Below are 25241 nucleotides of genomic sequence, written 5' to 3'. Positions count from 1 at the left end.
CGTCAATTCAAGGGTGATTGTTATGCGTTACGTTTCATTGGAGTCGAAGAAGGACGAGTTGCTGCTGGCGGCTCGCGTACTGATGATGATCCTGTTCGTGCTGTTCGGCTGGCAGAAGCTGAACGGGTTCTCGGGCACGGTCGCGTATATGGCGTCGACGGGGAATCCGGCGCCCGAGCTGGCGGCCGTGATCGCGGTGGCGGTCGAACTGGTGGGCGGCGTGTTGATCGCGATCGGTTTCTATACGCGTCCGCTCGCACTGGCGTTCGCCGCCTATACGCTCGCCACCGCGCTGATCGGCCATCGCTACTGGGCGCTGCAGGGCATGGAGCAGTACATGGCGATGATCAACTTCTACAAGAACGTGAGCATCATCGGCGGGTTGTTGTTGCTCGCGTTGAGCGGGCCAGGCCGGTATTCGGTTGACCGGAAGTAAGGCGGGACGGTATTTCCGTCCGGTATCTGAAGCCCGGTGCGCTCACGCGTGCCGGGTTTCGTTTTTGCGGGCGACGGAGGAGTCGGTGCGCTGCCGACGACAGAACCGGTGTCGTGCCGAAGCCCGGCGCGCAGCGCCCGTTCGCGGCCGGAATCCGCATCGCGGATCACGCATCGTACGAAGCACGAAGCCGTTGGCCGGCGCGAAAGGCGCGAAAGGCGCGAAAGGGGCGAAGAACGGGGGCGATCGTGTTCCCGATCGGATGGAGGTATCCGGAATTTCGTGTGTGAGGCGGGTTGAGATTCAGACTCCAATGTTGAATCGTTCCGGGTAAAGCAGCGCGAACTGCGTCATCGCGCTCTTCCAATCGTGCCGGGAGCCGGTCCACTTGGCAACGACGTTGCGCAGCGCCAGCCAGATCAGTTTGAGCGCGGCCTCGTCCGACGGGAAGTGGCCGCGCGCCTTGATGATCTTCCGAAGCTGCATGTGCAGCGACTCGATCGCGTTGGTCGTATATACAATTTTCCGGATGTCAGGCGCGAAGGCGTAGAACGGAATCACCTGATCCCAGGCTCGGCGCCAGAGCGCGGCAATCGGAGGGTATTTCGTACCCCACGGGCTCGTATCGAACGCGTCCAGCGCCACGGCGGCGGCTTCGGCCGACGGTGCCCGATAGATCTCCTTGAGCGCCGCTGCGACCGATTTCCTGTCTTTCCAGCTGGCGAAGTCCAGTGAGTTCCGGATCAGATGCACGACGCAGGTCTGAACCGTCGTTTCCGGGAACACGGTATTGATCGCTTCCGGGAAGCCCTTCAGGCCGTCGACCACGGCGATCAGAATATCCTGCACGCCGCGCAGCTTCAGGTCATTCACCACCCGTAGCCAGAACTTGGCGCCCTCGGTCTGTTCGATCCAAAGGCCCAGCACGTCGCGTGTGCCGTCGCGCCGCACGCCCAGCGCCAGGTAGATCGCCTTGTTGCGCACGACGCCTTCGTCGCGGATCTTGACTCGCAAGGCGTCGAAGAACACGACCGGGTACATCGGCTCGAGCGGCCGCTGCTGCCATTCGCGCACTTCGTCGATCACGGCATCGGTCACCGTACTGATGAAGTCCGGCGACACCTCGATGCCGTACATCTCCAGCAGGAAACCCTGAATCTCCCGCACGCTCATGCCGCGTGCGTACATCGCGATGATCTTGTCGTCGAAGCCGGTGAAGCGTCGCTCGCCCTTGGCGATCAGCACTGGATCGAAGGTACCTTCTCGGTCGCGCGGAATCTCGACGTCGAGCAGGTCATCGTCGGTCGCGATGCGCTTGCGGCTGGTGCCGTTGCGATGGTTCGTGCGGCCTGCCGGCTTGGCATCGCCCTTCTCGTAGCCGAGGTGGTGGGTCAGTTCACCACCCAGCGCGCGTTCGAAGATTGCCTTCTTGAGCGCCGCAAGCTGCTCGTTGATCGTCGCCCGATCCAGCGTGCCGGGTACCAGTTGCTTGATTAGTTCCGGGTCCAGGTTCAAGCCCTTGCCCGGTTCAATCGTCACTTCTTCCTTGCGTTTGCGTGGCATAAAGTGGCTCCTTGGCCATCAGTTTATGCCTCACACACAAACATTCGGATAGGTTCGATCGGATGCGAGCCGTTCATGCGATCCAATAGGCCCGATAATCCATACGTTTCCGTGATTTATCGCCACCCATGCCAAACCAATCCCCGGTACGCAAAACCATCCTCCTCATCGGCGCTTCGGGCCTGCTGGGCCGCGCGGTTGCCGCCTCGCTGGCGCGCGAATCGTCGCTGACCCTGCTCGCCACCATCCGGAACCCGCAAACCGCCGGCGCCAAATTGCTCGCATTGCCATCCGAAAGCATTGCCGAACTGGATGTCCTCGACCAGCCATCCCTCGAACGCGTTTTTGAAACCTGCCGACCGGCAGCGGTGATTCTCTGCGCCGCCGAACGCCGCCCCGACGTCTGCGAACGCGACCCGGCCGCGGCCCGCGCAATCAACGTCACCGCACCGGCCCGCATCGGCGCGCTCGCCGCGCGATACGGCGCATGGACGCTCGGCATTTCGACCGACTACGTCTTCGACGGCCGGGCCGCGCCCTACGGCGAAGATGCCGTCCCGAATCCGCTGAACATCTACGGCCGCACCAAACTGGAAGGCGAGGCCGCGCTCCTCGCCGCGTCGCCGCTGTCGTGCGTGCTGCGCCTGCCGTTGCTCTTCGGCCCGGTCGCCGACTGGAGCGAGTCGGCCGTCACGAGCCTCGTGCCGGCCGTCGTCGCGTCGGCGCGGCCGGGCGCCGACGCGGTCGGCATGGACGCATGGGCGATCCGTTACCCGACCTATACGCCCGACGTCGCGCAGGTCATCCGTGACCTGACGTTGCGCCATCTCGCGGGTGAATCGGTGACGGGCATTCGCCATTGGTCGAGCGAGGAGCCGATGACGAAGTACGACATCGCGCGGCGAATCGCCGCCGCGCTCGGCATCGCCGCGTCGCTCGCGCCGATCGACCAGCCGACCGACGCGACGCCGCGCCCGTACGACTGCCATCTGGACGCCGCGCGCGTGCGCTCGCTCGGGATCGATTACGCGACGCCGTTCGATACGGCGCTGCGGGCCGTGCTGCGCGATGCGCCGCAGTCGCCGTAGGATCGACACCCCGGGCGGCTCGCGGCGTCCCGCCGACATCGACGAGCCGATCCGCCGAGGATCGTACAGCCGTTCAACGCCCACTCAGGAGCCCGGCTATGCAACTGAAATGGCTCGAAGACTTCGTCGAACTCGCGCGCACGCGCAGCTTCACGCGCGCAGCGGAAAACCGCTTCGTCACGCATCCGGCGTTCGGCCGCCGCATTCGCTCGCTCGAGGAATGGGTCGGCACGCGTCTGATTGCACGCACGAAGCCGCTCGAGTTGACCGCGGCCGGCACCGTGTTCCTCGACGCCGCGTCGAACGCGCTCGACATTCTGCACGGTGCACGCACGCAATTGCAGGAGGCGTCGCCGGTGCTGGAAAACACCCTCCGGATCGCGACCGGCCGCACGCTGTCGGCGACCTTCTTCCCCGACTGGTACGACGAGACGGTTGCGCGCGCAGGCTTTTTCACGGCGACCGTGTCGACCGGCAGTGCGGAGGAAGCGATCCTGCAGTTGACGGCCGGCGAGGCCGATATGCTGATCGTCTATTCGAGCCCGCACACGCGGCTGCTGATCGATCGCGACCGCTTCGACTGGCTGTCCGTCGCACGCGAGGTGCTGGTGCCCGTCAGCGCACTCGATGCGCGCGGCAGCGCGCGCTACCGGCTGCCGGCCGGGCAGGCGCCGGTGCCGTGGCTCGCGTTCGCCCGCACGCTGACGCTGCGCGCGGTGCTCGCGCGCCATCTCGCCGAAATGCCGAACCGTCCGACGCTGCGGCCCGTGTACCAGGCCGATTCGTACGAAGCAATCCTCGCGATGGCGCGGCGCGGGCTCGGCCTCGCGTGGCTGCCGCAGCGGCTCGTCGCGGACGACGTGCGGCGCGGCGAACTCGCGATCGTCGGCGGCGCCGACTGGCAGATCGGCTTCGACGTCGCGCTGTACCGGCGCCGGAACGAATCGCATCCGGTCCTCGACGCGATCTGGCGCACCGCGCCGTCCCGCGACGACGGCGGGGCGCCAGCCGGTTGAACCCGCCGGCGGCTCGCGCGGCGCGCGATGCGCCGATCAGCACGATTGCGTGCCGAAACGGCACGAACGCACGCGCCGCGGTGCCTACACTCCGCGCTTGACTGGCCCGAACGGCCGCCGGCAACCGCCGCGCGCCGTCTTTCACAATCCTGACGGCCAGCATCAATGGAGGAGCACAGGCATGACCCGCAACCCGCACGCCGCGCAGCCGGCCCCGCACAATCCGTGGCGCGAGATCTGCGCCGCGAGCATCGGCAACGCGCTGGAGTTCTACGACCTGCTGATCTACGGCTATTTCGCGATCGTCATCGGTCAGCTGTTTTTCCCGACGCACGACGCGGCCACCTCGCTGTTGCTGTCGGTCGGCACGTTCGGCATCTCGTTCGTCACGCGCCCGCTCGGTTCGATCGTGCTCGGCAGCTATGCGGACCGCGCGGGCCGCAAGGCCTCGCTAACGATCTCGATCGGGCTGATGATGCTCGGCACCGCGATGATTGCGTTCGCACCGACGTATGCGCAAATCGGCATCGCGTCGCCGCTGCTGATCATCGTCGCGCGGATGCTGCAGGGCTTCTCGACGGGCGGCGAATTCGGCGCGGCGACCGCGTTCATGGTCGAGCAGGCCGACGCGAAGCGGCGCGGCTTCTTCGCGAGCTGGCAGATGTCGACGCAAGGGCTCGCGACGGTGCTCGCAGCCGGCGTGTCCGCGCTGCTGAGCCTGCTGCTGACGGCCGATCAACTGCATGCCTGGGGCTGGCGCGTCGCATTCGCGGTCGGGCTGCTGATCGGCCCGGTCGGGCTGTACATCCGCCGCAACATCGACGAACCGGCCGATTTCCGCCGGCTCGGCGAGGCCGGGCGCGCGAAGTCGCCGCTGCGCGACGTGTTCGTGCGCGATCGCGCGAACATGCTGCTCGGCGCGGGCGTGGTCGCGACGGCCACGGCGTTCAACTACGTGCACAAGCTGTACATGCCGACGTATGCGGTGAAGCAGCTGCATATCCCGGCCACGTCGTCGTATCTCGGCGCGGTCGTCACGGGGGCGATGCTGATGATCGCGGCGCCCGTCGTCGGGCACCTGTCGGATCGGTTCGGCCGCATTCGCGTGATGCTGATCGCGCTGATCCTCGTCGGCGTGACGACGTGGCCGCTGTTCGTGATCCTGAACCGCTATCCGAGCGTCGAAACGCTGCTCGCGGTGCAGGCGCTGGTCGGCTTGCTGATCGCGGTGAGCCTTGCGCCGCTGCCGGCGCTGCTCGCGGACATCTTCCCGACCAGCACGCGCGGCACGGGCCTCGCGCTGTCGTACAACTTCTCGGTGACGCTGTTCGGCGGCTTCGCACCGCTGATCGTGACCTGGCTGATCGACGCGACGCACAACAAGCTGGCGCCGAGTTTCTACGTGATGGCGACGGCCGTGCTCGGCATCACGTCGGTGATTTCGCTCGGCCGCCGGATGCGCGGCGCGGCGGCCGGTGCCGCGACGACGACGCGCGCGACCGAGGCGTGATGCGCCACGCACGTACCCGATTCCGGCGTGACCGGCCCGCGCCGGCCGCGCCTTTTCCGAACCCTGACGAATCCTTCCGACATGACCACGCTTGAAGCCATCCGCGCCGCGCTGCCGGCCTATCCGATCGAAGTGGCCTTTCCCGACATCTCGCGCTGGCACGCGGGCAATACGGGCATCGACTATCTGCACACGTTCGACAGCGGCAAGCCCGGCAAGCACGTGATGATCCTCGCGCTGACGCACGGCAACGAAGTCAGCGGCGCGATCGCCGTGGACGCGCTGCTGGCGGCCGGCCTGCGGCCGGTCGCGGGCCGGCTGTCGCTCGGCTTCGGCAACGTCGGCGCGTACGAGCACTTCAGCGCGGAGAACGCCGACGCGACGCGCTACCTCGACGAAGACATGAACCGCGTGTGGACGCCGGCCGCGCTCGACGGCACGCGCGACAGCCGCGAGCTGGCGCGTGCGCGGGCGATGCGGCCGCTGCTCGACACGGTCGACCTGCTGCTCGACATTCATTCGATGCACGAAGCATCCGCGCCGCTGATGATGACGGGGCCGCTCGAGAAGGCGATCGCGCTGGCGGCCGCGCTCGGCACGCCGGAGCACGTGATCGTCGATCGCGGCCATGCGAACGGCACGCGGCTGCGCGACTACGGCGGCTTCGGCGATCCGGCGAGCGCGAAGAACGCGCTGCTGATCGAGACGGGGCAGCACTTCGCCGCGAGCGCGCGCGACGTTGCGCTCGACAGCGCCGCGCGCTTCCTGCTGCAGGCAGGCGTCGTCGCGCGCGACGATGTCGCGGCGTTCCTGACGCAAGCCGCGCCGGTCCGGCAGAAGTTCATCGAAATCACGGAGCCGGTCGTCGCGCGTTCGATGGATTTCCGGTTCTCGCAGCCGTTCACCGGGCTCGAAGTGATCGCGAAGGCAGGCACCGAGATCGCCCGCGACGGCGACGACGCAATCGTCACGCCGTACGACAACTGCGTGATCGTGCAGCCGTCGATGCGCCATCTCGGCGTGAACGTCACGATGATGCGGCTGGGGCGGCTGCTCGAACGCTGAGTCGGGCCGCCAGGCGCCGGCCCGTACCGGCAAGCTGTCGTCAAAACCGGCCCCGGACGGCGCACCGCGGCCGACCGCAGATGTCCGTCCCGGACGAGCCGGCGGAAATCGACGCGTGTGAGAGACGCCGAACGACCAACCCGTCCGGCGATCGAATTCGAAATTTGTCTAGTCATCCTTGAGATTCGGCCGCTCGAATTGCACCAAACGTGTGCCGGAATTCCCCGTAACGATGCACGCCGGACCCCTGAAATTAGGGGATTTCCCGCGTTTACCCGGTTTTTATTGATCGCCGCTTGTCTCGCTGTTTTTCTTCTTGCATGCTTGTATAGACAAATTCCTGAGGCGGCTTGCTGCACCGAAGGGATGGCGAACTTCAACGCAAGGAGAAATCTCGTGAACGGCAAGCGCATCAAGTGGGCAATCAGGGCGATCGGCGTCATCGCGGCCGCGGCGGCAACGCTTGCGGCACCGGTGCAGGCAAAGGAATGGAAGACGGTGACGGTCGCGCTGGAAGGCGGCTACGCGCCGTGGAACCTCACGCTGCCGGGCGGCAAGCTGGGCGGTTTCGAGCCGGAACTGCTCGCCAACGTGTGCGAGCGCGTCAAGGTGCAGTGCAACATGGTCGCGCAGGACTGGGACGGGATGATTCCCGGCCTGCAGGCCGGCAAGTTCGATGTCCTGATGGATGCGATTTCCATCACGCCGGAGCGTGAAAAGATCCTGCTGTTCTCGCGTCCGTACGCGGCGACGCCGGCGACGTTCGCCGTCACCGATACGAAGATCCTGCCGAAGGCCGCGCCCGGCGCGCCGATCGTCAAGCTCACGGGTGACGCCAACGCGGACAAGCCCACCGTCGACACGCTGCGCAAGCAATTGAAGGGCAAGACGATCGGTATCCAGTCGGGCACCGTCTACACGAAATTCATCAACGACAGCTTCAAGGACATCGCGTCGATTCGCGTGTACAAGACGTCGCCCGAACGCGATCTCGATCTGGTCGCCGGGCGCATCGATGCATCGTTCGACGACGTCACGTACTACGCGGCGAACAACGCGAAGAAGGACAACGCATCGATCGTGCTCGCGGGGCCGAAGCTCGGCGGCCCGATCTGGGGGCCGGGCGAGGGGCTCGCGTTTCGCAAGCAGGATGCCGACCTGAAGACGAAGTTCGATACGGCGATCGCCGCGGCGCTCGCGGACGGCACCGTGAAGAAGCTCGCCGACAAGTGGTTCAAGACCGACGTCACGCCGTAAGCGCGCGTTCGGGCGCCGCCGCGTAAGTCGCCTGACGACGCGCGGCGGCACGCATCCAGCGGATTCACTCAACGCATGCCGGGAGGCACGCATGGCGATTCTTGAAATGCTCGGCTTCGGATCCGAAGGCTGGGGCGGTGTGCTGCTGCTCGCCGCCCTGATGACGGTCGCGCTGACGCTTGCCGCGCTCGCGGTCGGCGCGGTGATCGGCGCGGCGATCGCGGCTGCGAAGCTGTCGCGCTACCGCACCGCCCGCCTGCTCGGCGATCTGTATACGACGGTATTTCGCGGCGTGCCCGAACTGCTCGTCATCTATCTGTTCTACTTCGGCGGTTCGACGCTCGTGACGACCGTCGGCCAGTGGTTCGGCGCGGAAGGTTTCATCGGCGTGCCGCCGTTCGTGATCGGCGCGCTCGCGGTCGGGATGATCTCGGGCGCCTATCAGGCCGAGGTATATCGCGCGGCGGTGCTCGCCGTGTCGAAAGGCGAGCTCGAAGCGGCGCGCGCGATCGGCATGCCGCGCGGCATGGTGCTGCGGCGCATCCTGGTTCCGCAGGTGCTGCGCTTCGCGCTGCCCGGTATCGGCAACGTGTGGCAACTGAGTCTCAAGGATTCCGCACTGATCTCGGTCACGGGTCTTGCCGAGCTGCTCCGCACGAGCCAGATCGCAGCCAGTTCGACTCACCAGTACTTCGTGTTCTTCGTCGCGGGCGGCGCGTTGTATCTGCTGATGACGGGCTTGTCGAACCGCGTGTTCAACCGGGCGGAAGCGATCGTCGGCCGGTCGTTCCGCCGCAATTTCGCGCGCAACTGACGGAGAACGAGCATGTCCATCGATTTCGCTTTTCTCCTCGATACGCTGCGCCAGCTGCTCGCGGCCGTGCCGACCACGCTCGGTCTGTTCTTCGCATCGCTCGTGCTCGGCGGCCTGCTGTCGCTCGTGATCGTCACGATGCGCGTGTCGCCGCGCTGGCTGCCGAACCGCTTCGCGCGTGCCTACATCCTCGTGTTTCGCGGCTCGCCGCTGCTGATCCAGATGTTCCTCGTGTATTACGGGCTCGGCCAGTTCGGCGTGATCCGCGAGAGCTTCATGTGGCCGGTGCTGCGCGAGCCGTACGTATGCGCGGTGCTGTCGCTTGCGCTGTGCACCGCCGGCTACACGGCCGAAATCCTGCGCGGCGGGTTGATGGCCGTACCGGTCGGGCAGATCGAGGCCGGGTATTCCATCGGCCTGTCGGGCTTCTCGCTGCTGCGGCGCGTGATCGGCCCGATCGCGCTGCGCCAGTGCCTGCCGGCGTACTCGACCGAGGCCGTGCTGCTCGTCAAGTCGACCGCGCTGGCGAGCCTCGTCACGGTGTGGGAAGTGACGGGCGTCGCGCAGCAGATCATCCAGCAAACCTACCGGACGACCGAGGTGTTCGTCTGCGCGGCCATCATCTACCTAGGCCTGAACTTCATCGTCGTGCGTCTGCTCGGCGCGCTCGAATGGCGGCTCTCCGGGCACCTGCGTGCGCCGAAGCCGTCCGGTGCGCCCGCCGCGGCGACGCGCAATCCTCAGCGCGCCGCATCCTGAGCGTCCCCGTCCTTTTGAAGAGAATCCGATGAACACCCCTGCTCCCGTTGCGCTGTCGGTCAGAAATATCCACAAGTCGTTCGGCGATCATCATGTGTTGAAGGGCATTTCGCTCGATGCGCACGAGGGTGACGTCATCTCGATCCTCGGCGCGAGCGGATCGGGCAAGAGCACGTTCCTGCGCTGCCTGAACCTGCTCGAGACGCCCGACGACGGCTCCGTCGCGCTCGCAGGCGAAGAACTGGCGATGAAGCGTGCACGCGACGGCAAGCTGCATCCGAGCGACCGGCGCCAGGTCGACCGGATCCGCTCGCAGCTCGGCATGGTGTTTCAGAACTTCAACCTGTGGTCCCACATGACGGTGCTCGACAACCTCGTCGAGGGGCCGCTGCGCGTGCAGAAGCGCAGTCGCGCGGAAGCGGTGGAGGAGGCCGAGGCGCTGCTCGCACGCGTCGGCCTCGCCGACAAGCGCGGCTACTATCCCGCGCACCTGTCGGGCGGCCAGCAGCAACGTGTCGCCATTGCCCGCGCGCTGGCGATGCATCCCAAGGTGATGCTGTTCGACGAACCGACGTCGGCGCTCGATCCCGAGCTGGTCGGCGAGGTGCTGCGCGTGATGCGCTCGCTGGCGGAGGAAGGGCGCACGATGCTGGTCGTCACGCATGAAATGGGGTTTGCACGCCACGTGTCGAATCGCGTGATGTTCCTGCATCAGGGTGAGGTCGATACGGACGGAACGCCCGACGAAGTGTTCGGCGGGCAGACCTCCGAGCGCTTCCGGCAATTCGTGTCGAGCCATCACGACCGCACCGCGAACTGAGGCTGCCATGACCGTATTCCGTGGGGCGCGGCCGCTCGACTGGCGACAGGTCGCGGCCGTGGCGGCCGGCGAGCCGCTGGCGTTGGCCGACGATGCGCGCGTGCGCGTCGTCGCCGCTCGCGAACTCGTCGACGAGATCGTCGCGCGCGGGATTCGCGCATACGGCGTCAATACCGGCGTCGGCGCGCTATGCGACGTGATCGTGTCGCCGGCACAGCAGAGCACGCTGTCGCACAACATCCTGATGAGTCACGCGGTGGGCGTCGGCATGCCGCTCGGTGCAGCCGAAACGCGCGCGATCATCGCGGCCGCGATCAACAACTATGCGCACGGGCATTCGGGCGTCCGCGCCGACGTCGTCGAACAGCTCGTCGCGCTGCTCGAGCACGATTGCCTCCCCGAAGTGCCGGCGCACGGCTCGGTCGGGTATCTGACCCACATGGCGCACGTCGCGCTCGTCTGCATCGGGCACGGCCATGCGCGCCATCGCGGCGAACGCCTGCGCGGCGACGAGGCACTGCGGCGCATCGGCCGCGAACCGCTGGTCCTCGGCGCGAAGGAAGGGCTGAGCCTGGTCAACGGGACGCCGTGCGTCACGGGGCTGGCGGCGTTTGCGCTGGCCCGCGCCGAACGGCTGCTCGACTGGGCCGACTGGATCGCGGCGATGAGCTTCGAGAACCTCGGCGGGCAACTCGCCGCATTCGATCCGGCTTCGCTCGCGCTGCGGATTTCGCCCGGTATCGGGCAGGTCGGCGCCCGTTTGCGTGCACTGCTGGCGGACAGCGGCATGCTTGCCGCGGCGAGCGGCCGGCATACGCAGGATCCGCTCAGCCTGCGCACGATTCCGCACGTGCATGGCGCGGCGCGCGACGTGTTCGACGTCACGGCAGAGGTCGTCGACCGCGAACTCGCGTCCGTCACCGACAATCCGATCGTGGCCGGCACGCGAGAGGCGCCGGCCGTGCATTCGCAGGCGCACGCGGTCGGCGCGGGCATCGCGCTCGCGATGGACAGCCTCGCGGCGGCGATGGCTCAGGTCGCGGCGATCGCCGAGCGGCGTCTCGACCGGCTCGTGAATCCGCTCGTCAGCGGGCTGCCGGCGTTTCTTGCCGCGCCGGGAGGCAGTTGTTCGGGGTTCATGATCGCGCAGTACACGGCGGTCGCGCTGGTCGCGCAGAATCAGCGGCTTGCCGCGCCGGCGAGCCTCGACGGCGGCATCACGTCGGGGCTGCAGGAAGATCACCTGTGTCATGCGACGCCGGCCGCGCTGAAGGCGCTCGACATCATCGAGAATACGACGCGCGTGCTCGCGATCGAGCTGCTGGCCGCCGCGCAGGCGTGCGACCTGCAGCCGGACGAAACGGGGCGGGCCGCGGCGACCGACGCGCTGTGGCGGCATGTGCGCGCACGCGTGCCGGCGTATCACGACGACCGGCCGCTCGCGGACGATATCGCGATCGCGACCGGCATCGTCGCCGGTGTGCCGCCGTCGTTGCAGTGACGACGATCGAGGACGGGCCGATCTCCCAACATTCATTCGGTCGAGGGCGCATGAGCGAAACGGAACGCAAACTTTCCGCGCGGCCGGCGAAGGCGTCGGCCGACACCGTGCCGGCGCGGGCATTGCCGGCCTATCAGCAGATCAAGCGCTACGTCGTCGAGCGGATCGCGAAGGGCGACTGGAAGCCCGGCGGCGCGATCCCGACCGAGGCCGAACTGGTCAAGGAATTCGGCGTGGCCCGGATGACGGTGTCGCGCGCGCTGCGCGAACTGACGGCCGAGCGCGTGCTGACGCGCATTCAAGGGGCCGGCACGTTCGTCGAGCGCCGGCATTACGAGTCGACGGTGCTGGAGATCCGCAACATCGCGGACGAGATCGCGGAGCGCGGCCATCGGCACAGTGCGCGCGTGCTGCTGATCGAGCGCAGCGTCGACCCGGACGCGATCGATGCGCTCGGGCTGCGCACCGGGCCCGTGTTTCATTCGCGCATCGTGCATTACGAGGAGGACGAACCGATCCAGTTCGAGGATCGCTACGTCAATCCGGCCTTGTTTCCCGCGTATCTGGAGCAGGACTTCACGATCGAGACGCCGAATCATTACATGGTGCGCCTGGCGCCGATCCAGCGTGCGGAGTTCCGGATCTACGCGGAGAAGCCCAATGCGCAGGTGCGTCGGCATCTCGTGATGGAAATCGGTGAGCCGTGCTTGCTGCTGCGACGCCGCACGTGGGTCGGCGAGCAGGTCGCCACGTCGGTCAGGCTGTGGCATCCGGCGTCGCGGTTTCATCTGGCGGGCAACATGTAGGGAAGCGAGATGGGTCAGCGCTGAGCGGACCGTTTGCCGCTTCAGTCGGCGATGGCCGGTGCCTCCGCATGGATCGGGATGGCGCAATGCCGTACCTGCATCGAAAGGCGATACACTGCGCGGGTTCCCGATTCGGTCGGGAGCGTCGGGCAAACGAGCGACCGCATCGCGGCGCCGGCGCGCATCGCGCATCGTCCGGCTCGATTTGACACCTGGCGTCGCCGGCCGTTAAAGTCGCCGACGCGGGGCGGTGGGTCAAGCACACGCCCGGAACAGGCAGCCGATGTTCCAGGACTACGGGGCTACCCCGTGGATCAGATCGATACGCCGATGCGTCGCAAGCGCGCAAGTTGCGCGTTGCGCAACGACGGCTCTCGCAGCACCAGCCACGTTGACTCATCGTCCCGCCTCCCTTTTCCCATGCACTCATCCCTGCGCGACACCACCCGCACGATTGCCGAGGCGATGCTCGCCGGTCCGCCCGAACGCGACGGCGTCGTCGCCCGGCTGGCCGCCGTGCTCGGCGAAGCGTCGCCGTGGACGCACGAATGCGCGAACCTCGCGCTCGCGCGCTTCGGCACGAACTGGGCCGATACCGATACCGACGTGCTCGCGGCGGTCCTGGCCGAGGCGCCCGCGTTCGTGCGCGCATGGTATGGCGACCGTCGGCCGGCGGTGATCCGCATCGTGCGGCGGCCGCTGGTCCAGCGACCGTTGCCGGCGCCGCTCGCCGGCTGCGACGTGCCGCAATGGCCAACGCCCGGCGATCTCGCCGGCTGGCTCGGCGTGAGCGCGCCGGAACTCGACTGGCTGTCCGATCACTGGCGCGTCGATGCGCGCGGCAGCGCGACGCCGCTGCATCACTACACGTACGTCGCGGTCGACAAGCGCAGCGGCGGGTGCCGCCTCGTCGAAATCCCGAAGGGGCGGCTGCGCGAAGCGCAGCGCCGCATCCTGCACGGGCTGCTCGATCGCATTGCGCCGCACGGCGCGGTACACGGTTTTCGCAAGGGGCACGGGATCGTGTCGTTCGCGGCGCCGCATGCGGATCGCGATGTGGTCGTGCGCTTCGATCTCGCGGATTTCTTCGTGTCGGTGCGCGCCGCGCGCGTGCATGCGTTGTTCGCGACGCTCGGGTATCCGGCCGAAGTCGCGCGTGCGCTCACCGGGCTGTGCACCAATCGCGTGCCGTCGGCGCGGCTGCTCGCGCCGGACCTGCGCGACCGGTTCGACTGGATCGGCCGCCAGCGCTACCGCGAACGGCATCTGCCGCAGGGTGCGCCGACGTCGCCGGCGCTCGCGAACCTGTGCGCGTTCCGGTTCGACATGCGGCTGGCCGCGCTCGCGCGTTCGCTCGATGCGACCTACACGCGCTATGCGGACGATCTCGCGTTTTCCGGCGGCGGCGCGCTCGCGCGCGACCTCGAGCGGTTGCAAGTCCGGGTCGCCGCGATCGCACTCGAGGAAGGCTTCGCGCTGCACTTGCGCAAGACGCGCGTGATGCGGCGCGGCACGCGCCAGCAACTGGCCGGCGTGGTCGTCAATCGTCATCCGAACCTGGCGCGCGACGCGTTCGATCACCTGAAGGCCATCCTGACCAACTGCATCCGGCGTGGCCCGGCGTCGCAGAATCGCGACGCGCATCCGGATTTCCGTGCGCATCTGGCCGGACGCGTCGCGCATGCGACCGCGCTGAATGCGGCACGCGGCGCGAAGCTGCGCGCGCTGTTCGACCGGATCGCGTGGGAAGCCGACGGCGCGGACAGCTGAACCGTCGGGCCCGCATCGACGCCGGCCGGCGACTTCTGCATCGCGACGCCGCGCACTGCTATCATTCGCGCCATGCCGCACCCGTGCCTGGTGCGGCGATCACCTGCCGCCGCCGTCCGCCCGGTGCATGCGTACGCGGCGTGCCGCCCATTGCCGGCCTGGTCCTGTCTGTCAGTGACGCACGACGTCGTTTAGTGCGCATCGCGCAAATCATGCCGGCTCAGGTGGACGATTCACCTATTTGACAGCCCCGATCGGCGGAACTTCGTGGTAGGTTCGGCCATCGGAGCTTTTTGCAAAAACATGCCCAAAGAGGATGAATACATGACCCAGGCCCTGCAGGAACTCGAAGCACAACTTCGGGACCTGAACATCAAGCTGTCAGAGGCGAAGCAGAAGGAGAAGCAAGCCGCGCTCGCGGCCTTCAAGGAACAGGTCGAGTTGTTGGGAATTTCGCAGCAGGAAGTGCTGAGCGCGCTCGGCTACATCGTTCAGCGCAAGCGCAAGGCGCCTGCCAAGTACTACGATCCGTCGACCGGCCGCTCATGGTCGGGGCGCGGCCCGCGGCCGAAATGGCTCGACGGCAAGGATCTCGAAGCGCTCGCCGTCGACCGCGAGGCCAAAACCTGGTGGCCGGGGGACGATCAGGGCTGAAGCCCGCGCCGCAGGGCCATCCGGCGCCGTTTGGTTCGCGCCGGCGGCTCGGCCGGCAATCCCCCGCCAGCCTGCAGTCTTGCATCCGGTGTCCGGCCTGATCGCGACATCGCCGGCCTTGCCGCCGCACCGGATCCCCGTTTCCCTTTCTCCTTTCCACGCGTTGCTCGCCAGCCGTCCGGCCAGCGCGGGCCGACGCGCGCGCCTCGGTCGTTCGCCGGCACAGGCCTTAGAATGTCGCCGGACATTCGTGGCAGGACACCATGGCAGCAAACATGAAATCTTCGGCGCTCGGCGGCCCGTCGGCCCCGCGCGTGGAGCAGGTCGGGGCGTACGCGTGGAAAGCGCTGGCCGGATCGGCGATCGGCTATGCGATGGACGGCTTCGACCTGCTGATCCTCGGCTTCATGCTGCCGGCGATCACGGCGGCGCTGCACCTCACACCCGGGCAGGGCGGCGCGCTGGTCACGTGGACGCTGATCGGCGCGGTCGCGGGCGGCATCGTATTCGGCGCGCTGAGCGACCGCTACGGGCGCGTGCGCGTGCTGACCTGGACGATCCTGCTGTTCGCGATCTTCACCGGCCTGTGCGCATTCGCGCAAGGCTTCCAGGATCTGCTCGTCTATCGCACCATCGCGGGCATCGGCCTCGGCGGCGAGTTCGGGATCGGCATGGCGCTCGCGGCCGAAGCGTGGCCGGCCGGCAAGCGCGCGCGCGTGTCGTGCTACGTCGCGCTCGGCTGGCAGGCCGGCGTGCTGCTGGCCGCGCTGCTGACGCCGTTTCTGTTGCTTCACATCGGCTGGCGCGGCATGTTCGTGGTCGGCGTGTTGCCGGCGCTGCTCGCCTGGGCGATGCGCAACAAGCTGCACGAGCCCGAAGCGTTCGTGCAGCGCGCGGCGCAGCCGAAGTCCAACGCCTTCCGCATGCTCGTCGCCGACGGCCGCACCGCGCGCACGAGCCTCGGCATCGTGATCCTGTGTTCGGTCCAGAATTTCGGCTACTACGGAATCGTGATCTGGCTGCCGACCTTCCTGTCGAAGCAGATGGGCTTCTCGCTGACGAAATCGGGACTGTGGACGGCGGCGACCGTCGTCGGGATGATGATCGGCGTCTGGGTGTTCGGCCAACTGGCCGACCGCATCGGCCGCAAGCCGACGTTCCTGCTGTACCAGCTCGGCTCGGTCGTGACGGTCGTCGCGTATGCACGGCTGTCGGACCCGACGGCGATGCTGTGGGCCGGCGCGCTGATGGGCATGTTCGTCAACGGGATGGTCGGCGGCTACGGGACGCTGATGTCGGAAGGCTATCCGACGGCCGCACGCGCGACCGCGCAGAACGTACTGTGGAACATCGGCCGCGCGGTCGGCGGCTTTGGTCCTGTCGCGGTCGGCGCGCTCGCCGCGCGCTACTCGTTCCAGACGGCCATCGCGCTGCTCGCCGGCCTCTACGTGCTCGACATGGTCGCGACGCTGTTCCTGATCCCCGAACTCAAGGGCGTCGAGCTCGAATGAGCGCGATGCGCGCCTGCGCCGCCACGATTTCACCGGAAACCACGATGCAACGGAACAACAGGACGATCGGCGTGATGGGCTCGGGCAAGGAGCCGTGGCTCGCGTTTTCGGAGCCGCTCGGCGCGTGGCTCGCGCAGGCCGGGTTCAACCTGCTGACGGGCGGCGGGCAGGGCGTGATGCTGGCGGTCGCGCGCGCGTTCGCCGGCGTGCCCGGTCGGGCTGGCCGATCGATCGGCATCCTGCCGACGCAGGCCGATCCGGTCGCGGGCTTCGTGCCGCTCGACGGCTATCCGCATCCGTTCGTCGACATTCCGGTCCTCACGCCGCTGCCGCGCCGGGAACCGGGCGCGGCTCCGGACACGATCAACCGCAACTATGTGAACGTGCTGAGCAGCGACCTGATCGTCGCGCTGCCGGGCGGGCACGGCACGGCCGAGGAAATTGCGCTCGCGCAGCGCTGGCGCAAGCCGCTCGTCTGCTTCGGGCCGGACGGGGCGTTTCGCTCGCTTGCCGCGGACGCGGTGTGCACGTCGTCGCTCGACGACGTGATCCGGTTCGTGGCAGACGCGTTTTCGGCGGAGCAGGCGCAGGCGCTGCGATAGGTCAGGTCGCGCGATCGGCTTCGATCGCAGGCGTTGCGGCCTCCACGCGCCACTGCCGGTGCTTAGCGCCGCCGGTCGTCCAGCAGGTCGAGCACCTGCGCCCAGTCGAACGGCAGCAGTGCGGCATAGTCGAGGCCACGTTCGGCCATCCTGTCGACGAACCGATCCTGCACGCGCGCGCACGCGTCGCTCATCTCCGGTGCGATGCCGCCTTCGCGTAGCGTTTCGGCTACTTCGCGCATTTCCGCCGCGCGCCGGCGGCCGTGCTCGGCAACGCGGCCGATCAGGTAGCCGGGCAGGTCGGGCGACGTCGCGAACCGGTCGAAGGTCTGCCGCAACGATGCGAGCACGAGCGCATCGGCCCCGTACGCGCGGGCGGCGCCCAGGCATTCGACGGTCAGCGCCTCGATGCCCTTGATCATCACGCTGCGGCACATCTTGGCCGCCGACGCGACGCCGACCCGGGGCGATACGGCCCGCGCGTTGAAGCCGAGCGCTTTCAGTTCGTGCGCGACCGCTTCGGCCTGCGGGCCGCCCAGCAGCATCGGCACCGCGAGCCCGTCAGGCGGCACGGGCGCCATCACGGCCGATTCGACATAGCGGCCGCCGGCGGCTTCGATCAGCCGCTGGCCGTGCAGCTTCAGCGCGGGCGACACCGAGTTGATGTCGATGAAGGTCTGGCCCGGCCGGATGCACGCGGCCACGGCTGCGGCGACGTCGGCATCGGACGATGCGGTGACGGCGGAGACGATCCACCGCGCATCGCGGATCGCGTCGGCGACGCTCGGCGCGGCCTGCACGTTCAGGCGTGCGGCCTTGTCGCGCATCGCCGGCGCGGCGCGCGCGTCGTCGAGTTGCCGGTCGTACATCGTCACGCGCAGATTCCGCGCGGCCAGCGCACCGCCGAGCAGGCCGCCGGCCTCGCCGAATCCGATGAACGCGAGCGTCGATTCGTTCATGCGTGTCGCTCCTTCAGAACCTGGGTCGGGCAAAAGCCGTGTCGCGCTCGCAACGTCGGTATCCGGGTCGTTGATGACGCTATCGAGAATCGACGCCGCGCCGATCGGCCGGTGCTGGATATTGTCGGCTGACGGCCGGCGCCCATGCAATGTGAACCCGCCGCTCCGGTCATGCGCTTTCTTTATCGCGCGACGGTTGCGTGCGGCGAGCGCGCGACTTCGGTCGCGACGATCCGGATCGCGTCGATCAGCGCACGCGCGGCCGGCGACGGCGGGCTGCCGGTGCGCGTCATCAGGCCGATATCGCGCGTCGTCTCGCGCATCGGCGCGACGTCGAGGACGGCCAGCAGCCCCGAGTCGCACTCGTAATGCAGCTGCTGCGCGGACAGTACCGCGAGCATGTCGGTGTGCAGCAGCAGGCCGCGGATTACGGCAAGGTCAGCCGATTCGACCGTCGGCATCGGCGGCTTGAGCTTCAGGCGACGGAACAGCGCGTCGAACAGGCCGCGCGCGGGGGCATGGCTGCGCGGCAGGATCCATTGCGCCGCGGCGAGGCTCTTGATGCCGAGGTTGCGCACGCCGGCGAGCGGATGATCGCGCCGCGCGAGCACGACGAGGTTCTCCGACATCAGGCGTTCGTTCTCGAGATCGCTCGTCGGGTCGCTGGCGCGCAGCGCGCCGAGGATGAAGTCGATATCGCCCGCGCGCACGCCGGCGACGAGCGCTTCATACGCGCTTTCGTCGGTGATCACGCGCACCTTCGGAAAGCGCGTGACGACGCGCGCGACGGCTTCGGGCAGGATCAGCGTGCGGCCGAGCGGCAGCGCGCCGACAGTCACGGTGCCCTGGATGCTGCCGTGCAGCGCGGCGACGTCGTCGGCGACGTGCCGCAATTCGTTCAGCGCGCGCCGCACGTGCAGCAGGAACGTCTCGCCGTCGGTCGTCAGCAGCAGGCCGCGCGGATGGCGATGGAACAGCGCGAACCCCGCGCCGCTCTCGAGGATCCGGATCGCGCTGCTGACGGCCGGCTGCGTGACGCCGAGCGTGCGCGCCGCGCTCGGCATGTGCCGGTGCCGCGCGAGCGTCGAGAACAGCTGAAGCCGTCGCGTGTTGAGCAGATACGCGGGTAGCCCGCCCTCGGCCGATGCGCGCCGTCGCGACTGGCGTAGCACGCACCAGTTCGCCAGCTCGCCGAGTTCGGCGAACACGCGCTCACCGCGCTTGAGCACTGCGCGCCCGACCGGTGTCGCAAGCATGCCGGATGGTTTCCGGTCGAACAGCGGCTCGCCGAGCGCCGTTTCGATTTCCTGCACGGCGCGCGTGACAGCAGACTGCGCGCGAAACAAGGTCGCGGCCGCGCGGCTCACGCTGCCCGCTTCGGACACGCGCTGCACCGCGTACAGGCCGGCGAGGTTCGGAAGGTCGCTGTTGTCCATGGGTCGGTCAGGTGCAGATGGGCCGCGTTGAATGCCGGCCGGCGCGCGGCGCGCCGGCGGCAGGTCGCTCGACTTTACCGGAACGGGGGTGCCGCAGCTTGCGTCGTGCTTATTCAGCTATCTGTTTTATTTATCGGGTTCGATTCGTCAGGACCGACGATGACGCTCGCGGAGCGGCGTGCGGCCGGGCGCGAGCGCCATATCCGGCGGGCTTCCAGGCCATCCGTCAGGTGAATGGCGTTGTTCCGGAATGCTTGAAGGTCCGGCCATTTCGACGGAATTTCAGGGTTTTCCCTGGCTACTGGGTCCGGCGGCCCCTTGCGTAATTTCGATCCCGGCAGCCGCATCGACGCAGTTTCCGGCGTGTCGGGCCGCCATCTGATTCATTGTTTGTCCGATTACCCCCGGGCGTTCCGCCGAGCGCGGTGCCCATTTGACGAGCGAGGCAGCGCAATGGGACGGCAGCATACGTTGGGAGCCGGCAAACCGGTGGGCGGCACGCAGGCTGACGCATCGCCGGGTCGTGCCGCCGTTGCGGCCACGGTGCGCGCGGGCATTCGCGGCGGCCTGACGGGCGCGGTGCTGATCTGGGTCTACGAGGCACTCGTGTGGGTCGGCGCGCAGCACCTGATGCCGCTTGCCGGCATCCCGCGCAACGCGACGGGGCTCGTGTTCGGCAAGGCCGTGCAGGACGCGCTCGGCATCGGGTCGTACTTCATCGGCACCGCGATTCACTTTGCGTTCGCGATCGCATGGGGCATCGTGTTCGCTGCGATCTGGCCGTGGTTCCGCCGGCGCGGTTTCGAAGCGACGTTCGTCGCGCTGTTCTTCGCGATCGTCGCGTGGATCGTGATGCACGCGCTGATCATGATCGCGTCGAGCAACCATCCGAACTACTTCGACCCGAACGTGATCATCGGCGGGTTCATGTCGCACTTTGTGTTTGCCGTCCCGCTCGCGCTGGTCGTCAAGCGCAGCCTCGCGCAGCAGCCGAACGGCCGCGCGTAGGCAGCCGCGGAGGCAGCGGGCGCGGCACGCATTCAATCTGTCGCGGCCGGCCGGGTGGGCCGGACCGCATTCGAGCATCACGAAGGAGCACTGGCATGGCACGGATTATCGGAGGCATCGCGGCCTCCCACACGCCCACGATCGGGTTCGCGTTCGACAAGAACAAGCGCGACGATCCGGTATGGGCACCGATCTTCGAGAACTTCGCGCCGCTGGCCGCGTGGCTCGCCGACAAGCGCCCCGATGTGCTGCTGTTCATCTACAACGACCATGTGACGTCGTTCTTCTTCGACCACTACTCGGCGTTCGCGCTCGGCGTCGGGCCGCAGTGGCGCCCGGCCGACGAAGGCGGTGGCGTGCGCGACCTGCCGCCGATCGCCGGCCATCCGGCGTTTGCCGCGCATGTCGGCCAGTCGCTGATGGCCGACGAGTTCGACATGTCGTTCTTCCAGAACAAGCCGCTCGATCACGGCTGCTTCTCGCCGCTGTCGGTGCTGTGCCCGCACCGGCCCGACTGGCCGGTGCGGCTCGTGCCGCTGCAGATGGGTGTGCTGCAGTTGCCGGTGCCGTCTGCACGCCGCTTCTACCGGCTCGGGCAGGCGCTGCGGCGCGCGATCGAAAGCTATCCGGAAGATTTGCGCGTCGCGATCGTCGCGACCGGCGGGCTGTCGCACCAGGTACATGGCGAGCGCTCGGGCTTCAATAACCCCGAATGGGACGCACGCTTTCTCGATCTGCTCGAACGCGATCCCGAACGCCTTGCCGGCATGCCGCTCGCCGAATACGCGACGCTCGGCGGTTACGAGGGGGCCGAGGTGGTGATGTGGCTCACGATGCGCGGCGCGTTGCCGGCCGGCGTGGTATGCCGGCATCGCGGCTATTACCTGCCATCGATGACGGGCATCGCGACGGCCGTCTACGAGCCGGCGGACACCGACATCGACACGGCGGCGGCCGAACGGCACCGGCAGCGGATCGCGGCCGAGCTCGCCGGCGTCGAGCAGTTGCCGGGAACCTATCCGTTCACGATCGCGAAGGCCGTCGACGCATACCGGATCAACGACTATCTGCACCGGATGATCGAACCCGCGCATCGTGCGCAGTTCCTGAGCGATCCAGAGGCGAGCTTCGACGCGGCCGGCCTCAGTGCGCAGGAGCGCGACCTGATCCGCCGGCGCGACTGGCCGGGGCTGCTGCGCTACGGCGTGATCTTCTTCCTGCTCGAAAAGCTCGGCGCGGTAACGGGCGTATCGAACCTGCATATCTACGCGGCGATGCGCGGCGAATCGCTGGAGGATTTCCAGCGGACGAGAAACGCGCCCGGCGCGCTGTATTCCGTCGCGGGCAAGAGCGCGGGGCCGCTCGGCTGGGATGGCGCGGAGAAGCAGGAAAACGCTTGACGGACGACGATCGCGCGCATCGCATCGCGCGCGATCATGCAGGCCAGTTCAGCGAGATATCGACGCATATAAATAGGATGACGAATCGATATGAAGGATCGTCGTCAAGGAGACAGGAGAGACATGATGGGAAGCGGAAAGACAATCGACATCAAGTCGTTCATCGACGACCGGCCGGTGACGCGCTATCAGTGGCTGCTGGTCGTGCTGTGCTGCCTCGTCGTGATCGCCGACGGGATGGACGTTGCGATCATGGGCTTCGTTGCGCCGTCGATCATCCATGACTGGGCGATCTCGCGGCCCCAGTTCGGCCTCGTGATGAGCGCGGCGCCGATCGGCCTCGTGATCGGCGCACTGGTGGCGGGCCCGAGCGCGGACCGGTTCGGGCGCAAGCGTGTGCTGATCGCGTCGGTGTTCCTGTTCGGGGTGTTCACGATCGTGACCGCACAGGCGCACTCGCCGTTCGAGATGGCGATGCTGCGGCTGCTGACGGGCATCGGCCTCGGCGCGGCGATGCCGAACACGACGACGCTGCTGTCGGAGTACGCGCCGAAGCGGATGCGCGCGCGGATGATCACCGTGATGTTCACGGGCTTCAACCTCGGCTCGGCGCTGATCGGCTTCGTCGCCGGCTGGCTGATTCCGGAGCACGGCTGGCGCTCGGTGCTGCTGTTCGGCGGCGTGCTGCCGCTGCTGCTGATTCCGCTGCAGCTGTGGCTGCTGCCCGAATCGGCACGGCTGCTGGCCGTGCGCGGCGCGCCGTCGCAGCGCATCGCCGCGTTGCTGAACCGCGTATGCGGCGGGCAGTTCAGCGGCAACGAGACGTTCGTGTCGAACGAGCCCCCGCTGCCGACGCGCAAGCCGATCGGCGTGCTGTTCTCGCAAGGCTACGGGTTCGTCACCGTGTCGCTGTGGATCACGTATTTCATGGGCCTGCTCGTGATCTACCTGCTGACGGGCTGGCTGCCGACGCTGATCAAGGACGCGGGCCTGTCCGTCAGCACGGCCGCGAACGTGACCGCGATGTTCCAGATCGGCGGCACGATCGGCGCGCTCGGTGTCGGCTGGCTGATGGACAAGGTGCGGCCGGCGCCGGTGATCGGCGTCGCGTATCTGGGCGGCGGGCTGTGCGTGGCCGTGCTCGCCTGGGCCGGTGCGCTGTCGTCGTCGCTCGCGCTGCTGGTGTTCGCGGCCGGCTTCTGCATGAGCGGCGCGCAGACGGGGCTGAACGCGTATGCGCCGGGCCGCTACCCGACCGTCGCACGGGCGACTGGCGTGAGCTGGATGCTCGGGATGGGGCGCTTCGGCAGCATCTTCGGCTCGGCGATCGGCGGCGCGCTGCTCGGGCTGGGCTGGAAGTTCGGCGCGATCCTGTCGATGCTCGCGGTGCCGGCCACGTTGGCCGCGATCGCGATCATGACGTCGCAGCGCGCGAGCGCGCCCGAACCGCAGGAACTGGAAAACCCGGCGCACTGACGCGGCCGCGCCGACGGAGCGCGGCTGTCGACAGGCGGCCGGACACGTCATTACACGCAGGAGCATGCATGATCATCGATATTCACGGCCACTACACGACCGCGCCGAAGGCGCTGGAGGCCTGGCGCAATCGCCAGGTCGCGGCGATCGACAGCCCGTCGGAGCGGCCGAAGGTTGCCGAGCTGAACATCGGCGACGACGAGCTGCGCGAATCGATCGAGCTCAACCAGCTTCGGCTGATGCGCGAGCGCGGCCTCGACCTGACGATCTTCAGCCCGCGCGCGAGCTTCATGGCGCATCACATCGGCGATTTCGCGGTGTCGAGCACGTGGGCGGCCGTCTGCAACGAACTCTGCCATCGCGTGCAGCGGCTGTTTCCCGACCATTTCGTGCCGGCCGCGATGCTGCCGCAGAGCCCGGGCGTCGATGTCGCGACCTGCATTCCGGAGCTCGTCCGCTGCGTCGAGGAATACGGCAATGTCGCGCTCAACCTGAACCCCGATCCGTCCGGCGGCCACTGGACCAGTCCGCCGCTGTCGGACCGCTACTGGTACCCGATCTACGAGAAGATGGTCGAGTACGACATTCCCGCGATGATCCACGTAAGCACGAGCTGCAACGCGTGCTTCCACACGACGGGCGCGCACTACTTGAACGCCGATACGACGGCCTTCATGCAGTGCCTGACCTCCGACCTGTTCCGCGATTTCCCGACGCTGCGCTTCGTGATTCCGCATGGCGGCGGCGCGGTGCCGTATCACTGGGGACGTTTTCGCGGGCTGGCGCAGGAACTGAAGAAGCCGCTGCTGAAGGATCACCTGCTGAACAACGTGTTCTTCGATACGTGCGTGTATCACCAGCCCGGCATCGACTTGCTGACCGGCGTGATTCCGGTGGACAACATCCTGTTCGCGAGCGAGATGATCGGCGCGGTGCGCGGGATCGATCCCGAGACCGGCCATTACTACGACGACACGAAGCGCTATATCGAAGCGTCGTCGCTCGATGCGCAGGCGCGGCACAAGATCTACGAAGGCAATGCGCGACGCGTGTATCCGCGTCTGGATGCGCAACTGAAAGCGAAGGGGCTTTGATCATGAATGAACTCGGCGTGGTTTACCGCACGATCCACCGTGCGGACCCGGGCGTCGCGGCGCGGCTCGGTGCGCTCGGCTCGGCGACGGTGCACGAGGCGATGGGCCGCACGGGCCTGCTCAAGCCGTACATGCGGCCGATCTATCCGCGTGCGCTGGCGTCCGGCACGGCCGTCACCGTGCTGCTGCATCCGGGCGACAACTGGATGATGCACGTCGCGGCCGAGCAGATCCGGCCGGGCGACGTGGTCGTCGCGGCGATCACGGCGGACTGCACCGACGGCTATTTCGGCGATCTGCTCGCGACGAGCTTCAAGGCACGCGGCGCGCACGCGCTGATCATCGATGCCGGCGTGCGCGACGTCGCGGTGCTCGAAGCGATGCAGTTTCCGGTCTGGAGCAAGGCGATCTCCGCGAAAGGCACGATCAAGGCCACGCTCGGCTCGGTGAACGTGCCGGTCGTGTGCGCGGGCGCGCTCGTCAATCCCGGCGACGTGATCGTCGCGGACGACGATGGCGTGGTCGCGGTGCCTGCGGCGCGTGCCGCCGACGTGCTCGACAAGGCGATCGCGCGCGAGACGAACGAAGCGGCGAAGCGCGCGAAGCTCGCGTCCGGCGTGCTCGGCCTCGACATGTACGACATGCGCGAGCCGCTGCGCCAGGCCGGCCTGCGCTACGTCGACTGATGCGGGTGGC

General features: G+C 67.7%; 24 protein-coding genes. 20 read left to right on the top strand and 4 right to left on the bottom strand.

All coding sequences use genetic code 11. The annotated features are described in order from the left end of the window. The first annotated feature begins 22 nt into the window (after nt 1-22). Nucleotides 23-436 (top strand): DoxX family protein, encoded by a 414-nt coding sequence (locus HWX09_RS09755; protein ID WP_027786342.1) that lies wholly within the window; start codon nt 23-25, stop codon nt 434-436. Nucleotides 437-739: 303 nt separating this feature from the next. On the opposite strand, the gene HWX09_RS09750 is transcribed toward HWX09_RS09755, so the two are convergent. After that, nucleotides 740-1999 carry an IS256 family transposase gene (locus tag HWX09_RS09750; RefSeq protein ID WP_027786343.1) on the bottom strand — a complete coding sequence of 420 codons (1260 nt, stop codon included), beginning with the start codon at nt 1997-1999 and terminating at the stop codon, nt 740-742. A gap of 128 nt (nt 2000-2127) precedes the next feature. On the opposite strand from HWX09_RS09750, the gene HWX09_RS09745 reads away from it, so the two are divergent. The 14 genes from HWX09_RS09745 to HWX09_RS09680 all read left to right on the top strand — a co-directional run bounded on the left by HWX09_RS09745 (nt 2128) and on the right by HWX09_RS09680 (nt 17172). Continuing rightward, on the top strand, nt 2128-3087 hold the full coding sequence (locus HWX09_RS09745; RefSeq protein WP_027786344.1) for an SDR family oxidoreductase: 960 nt from the start codon (nt 2128-2130) through the stop codon (nt 3085-3087). 98 nt (nt 3088-3185) lie between these two features. Continuing rightward, nucleotides 3186-4103, top strand: coding sequence for a LysR substrate-binding domain-containing protein (locus HWX09_RS09740; RefSeq protein ID WP_027786345.1), 918 nt, complete (start codon nt 3186-3188; stop codon nt 4101-4103). Nucleotides 4104-4284: 181 nt separating this feature from the next. Then, a complete protein-coding gene (locus tag HWX09_RS09735; RefSeq protein WP_027786346.1) occupies nt 4285-5613 on the top strand; it encodes an MFS transporter in 1329 nt (442 codons plus the stop codon). Between the two features lie 81 nt (nt 5614-5694). Further along, nucleotides 5695-6678, top strand: a complete 984-nt coding sequence (locus tag HWX09_RS09730) for a succinylglutamate desuccinylase/aspartoacylase family protein (RefSeq protein WP_027786347.1) — start codon at nt 5695-5697, stop codon at nt 6676-6678. Between the two features lie 396 nt (nt 6679-7074). Further along, entirely contained in the window at nt 7075-7935 is an 861-nt protein-coding gene (locus HWX09_RS09725) for a transporter substrate-binding domain-containing protein (RefSeq protein ID WP_027786348.1), read from the top strand. A 91-nt stretch (nt 7936-8026) separates the two neighbouring features. After that, nucleotides 8027-8749, top strand: a complete 723-nt coding sequence (locus tag HWX09_RS09720; protein ID WP_027786349.1) for an ABC transporter permease subunit — start codon at nt 8027-8029, stop codon at nt 8747-8749. 12 nt (nt 8750-8761) lie between these two features. Continuing rightward, nucleotides 8762-9508, top strand: a complete 747-nt coding sequence (locus tag HWX09_RS09715; protein WP_027786350.1) for an ABC transporter permease subunit — start codon at nt 8762-8764, stop codon at nt 9506-9508. Nucleotides 9509-9536: 28 nt separating this feature from the next. Then, nucleotides 9537-10328, top strand: a complete 792-nt coding sequence (locus tag HWX09_RS09710) for an ATP-binding cassette domain-containing protein (RefSeq protein WP_027786351.1) — start codon at nt 9537-9539, stop codon at nt 10326-10328. A 7-nt stretch (nt 10329-10335) separates the two neighbouring features. After that, on the top strand, nt 10336-11829 hold the full coding sequence (gene hutH / locus HWX09_RS09705) for a histidine ammonia-lyase (RefSeq protein ID WP_027786352.1): 1494 nt from the start codon (nt 10336-10338) through the stop codon (nt 11827-11829). 50 nt (nt 11830-11879) lie between these two features. Beyond that, complete coding sequence (gene hutC / locus HWX09_RS09700; protein WP_027786353.1) at nt 11880-12635, top strand: histidine utilization repressor; 756 nt, start codon at nt 11880-11882, stop codon at nt 12633-12635. 420 nt (nt 12636-13055) lie between these two features. Continuing rightward, nucleotides 13056-14405, top strand: coding sequence for a reverse transcriptase family protein (locus HWX09_RS09695; protein ID WP_027786354.1), 1350 nt, complete (start codon nt 13056-13058; stop codon nt 14403-14405). A 324-nt stretch (nt 14406-14729) separates the two neighbouring features. Next, nucleotides 14730-15059, top strand: a complete 330-nt coding sequence (locus HWX09_RS09690; RefSeq protein WP_027786355.1) for an H-NS histone family protein — start codon at nt 14730-14732, stop codon at nt 15057-15059. A gap of 263 nt (nt 15060-15322) precedes the next feature. Further along, nucleotides 15323-16570, top strand: a complete 1248-nt coding sequence (locus HWX09_RS09685; protein ID WP_027786356.1) for an MFS transporter — start codon at nt 15323-15325, stop codon at nt 16568-16570. Next, nucleotides 16567-17172 carry a DNA-binding protein gene (locus HWX09_RS09680; RefSeq protein ID WP_027786357.1) on the top strand — a complete coding sequence of 202 codons (606 nt, stop codon included), beginning with the start codon at nt 16567-16569 and terminating at the stop codon, nt 17170-17172. Before HWX09_RS09685 ends, HWX09_RS09680 begins: the two co-directional genes overlap by 4 nt. A gap of 62 nt (nt 17173-17234) precedes the next feature. Here HWX09_RS09680 and HWX09_RS09675 read toward each other — a convergent pair whose 3' ends face one another. The 3 genes from HWX09_RS09675 to HWX09_RS09665 form a co-directional block, all read right to left on the bottom strand. Beyond that, nucleotides 17235-18131, bottom strand: coding sequence for a DUF1932 domain-containing protein (locus HWX09_RS09675; protein ID WP_027786358.1), 897 nt, complete (start codon nt 18129-18131; stop codon nt 17235-17237). Nucleotides 18132-18313: 182 nt separating this feature from the next. Next, a complete protein-coding gene (locus HWX09_RS09670) occupies nt 18314-19567 on the bottom strand; it encodes a LysR family transcriptional regulator (RefSeq protein WP_027786359.1) in 1254 nt (417 codons plus the stop codon). A gap of 113 nt (nt 19568-19680) precedes the next feature. After that, nucleotides 19681-19914: a hypothetical protein gene (locus HWX09_RS09665; protein WP_143751684.1), complete on the bottom strand. Its 234-nt coding sequence runs from the start codon at nt 19912-19914 to the stop codon at nt 19681-19683. Between the two features lie 106 nt (nt 19915-20020). Here HWX09_RS09665 and HWX09_RS09660 point away from each other — a divergent pair, with 106 nt between their 5' ends. The 5 genes from HWX09_RS09660 (at nt 20021) to ligK (ending at nt 25231) form a co-directional block, all read left to right on the top strand. Continuing rightward, nucleotides 20021-20575, top strand: a complete 555-nt coding sequence (locus HWX09_RS09660; protein WP_027786360.1) for a hypothetical protein — start codon at nt 20021-20023, stop codon at nt 20573-20575. Between the two features lie 95 nt (nt 20576-20670). Continuing rightward, nucleotides 20671-21975 (top strand): gallate dioxygenase, encoded by a 1305-nt coding sequence (locus tag HWX09_RS09655; RefSeq protein ID WP_027786361.1) that lies wholly within the window; start codon nt 20671-20673, stop codon nt 21973-21975. Nucleotides 21976-22101: 126 nt separating this feature from the next. After that, nucleotides 22102-23451 carry an aromatic acid/H+ symport family MFS transporter gene (locus tag HWX09_RS09650; protein ID WP_027786362.1) on the top strand — a complete coding sequence of 450 codons (1350 nt, stop codon included), beginning with the start codon at nt 22102-22104 and terminating at the stop codon, nt 23449-23451. A 68-nt stretch (nt 23452-23519) separates the two neighbouring features. Next, complete coding sequence (locus HWX09_RS09645) at nt 23520-24545, top strand: amidohydrolase family protein (RefSeq protein ID WP_027786363.1); 1026 nt, start codon at nt 23520-23522, stop codon at nt 24543-24545. 2 nt (nt 24546-24547) lie between these two features. Beyond that, entirely contained in the window at nt 24548-25231 is a 684-nt protein-coding gene (gene ligK, locus HWX09_RS09640; protein WP_027786364.1) for a 4-carboxy-4-hydroxy-2-oxoadipate aldolase/oxaloacetate decarboxylase, read from the top strand. Nucleotides 25232-25241 lie beyond the last annotated feature (10 nt).

This window comes from Burkholderia sp. BCC1208 (assembly GCF_902833095.1).
Taxonomy (GTDB): domain Bacteria; phylum Pseudomonadota; class Gammaproteobacteria; order Burkholderiales; family Burkholderiaceae; genus Burkholderia.
The sequence above is the reverse complement of the archived record's forward strand: the minus strand, read 5'-3'. Positions and strand labels throughout refer to the sequence as shown.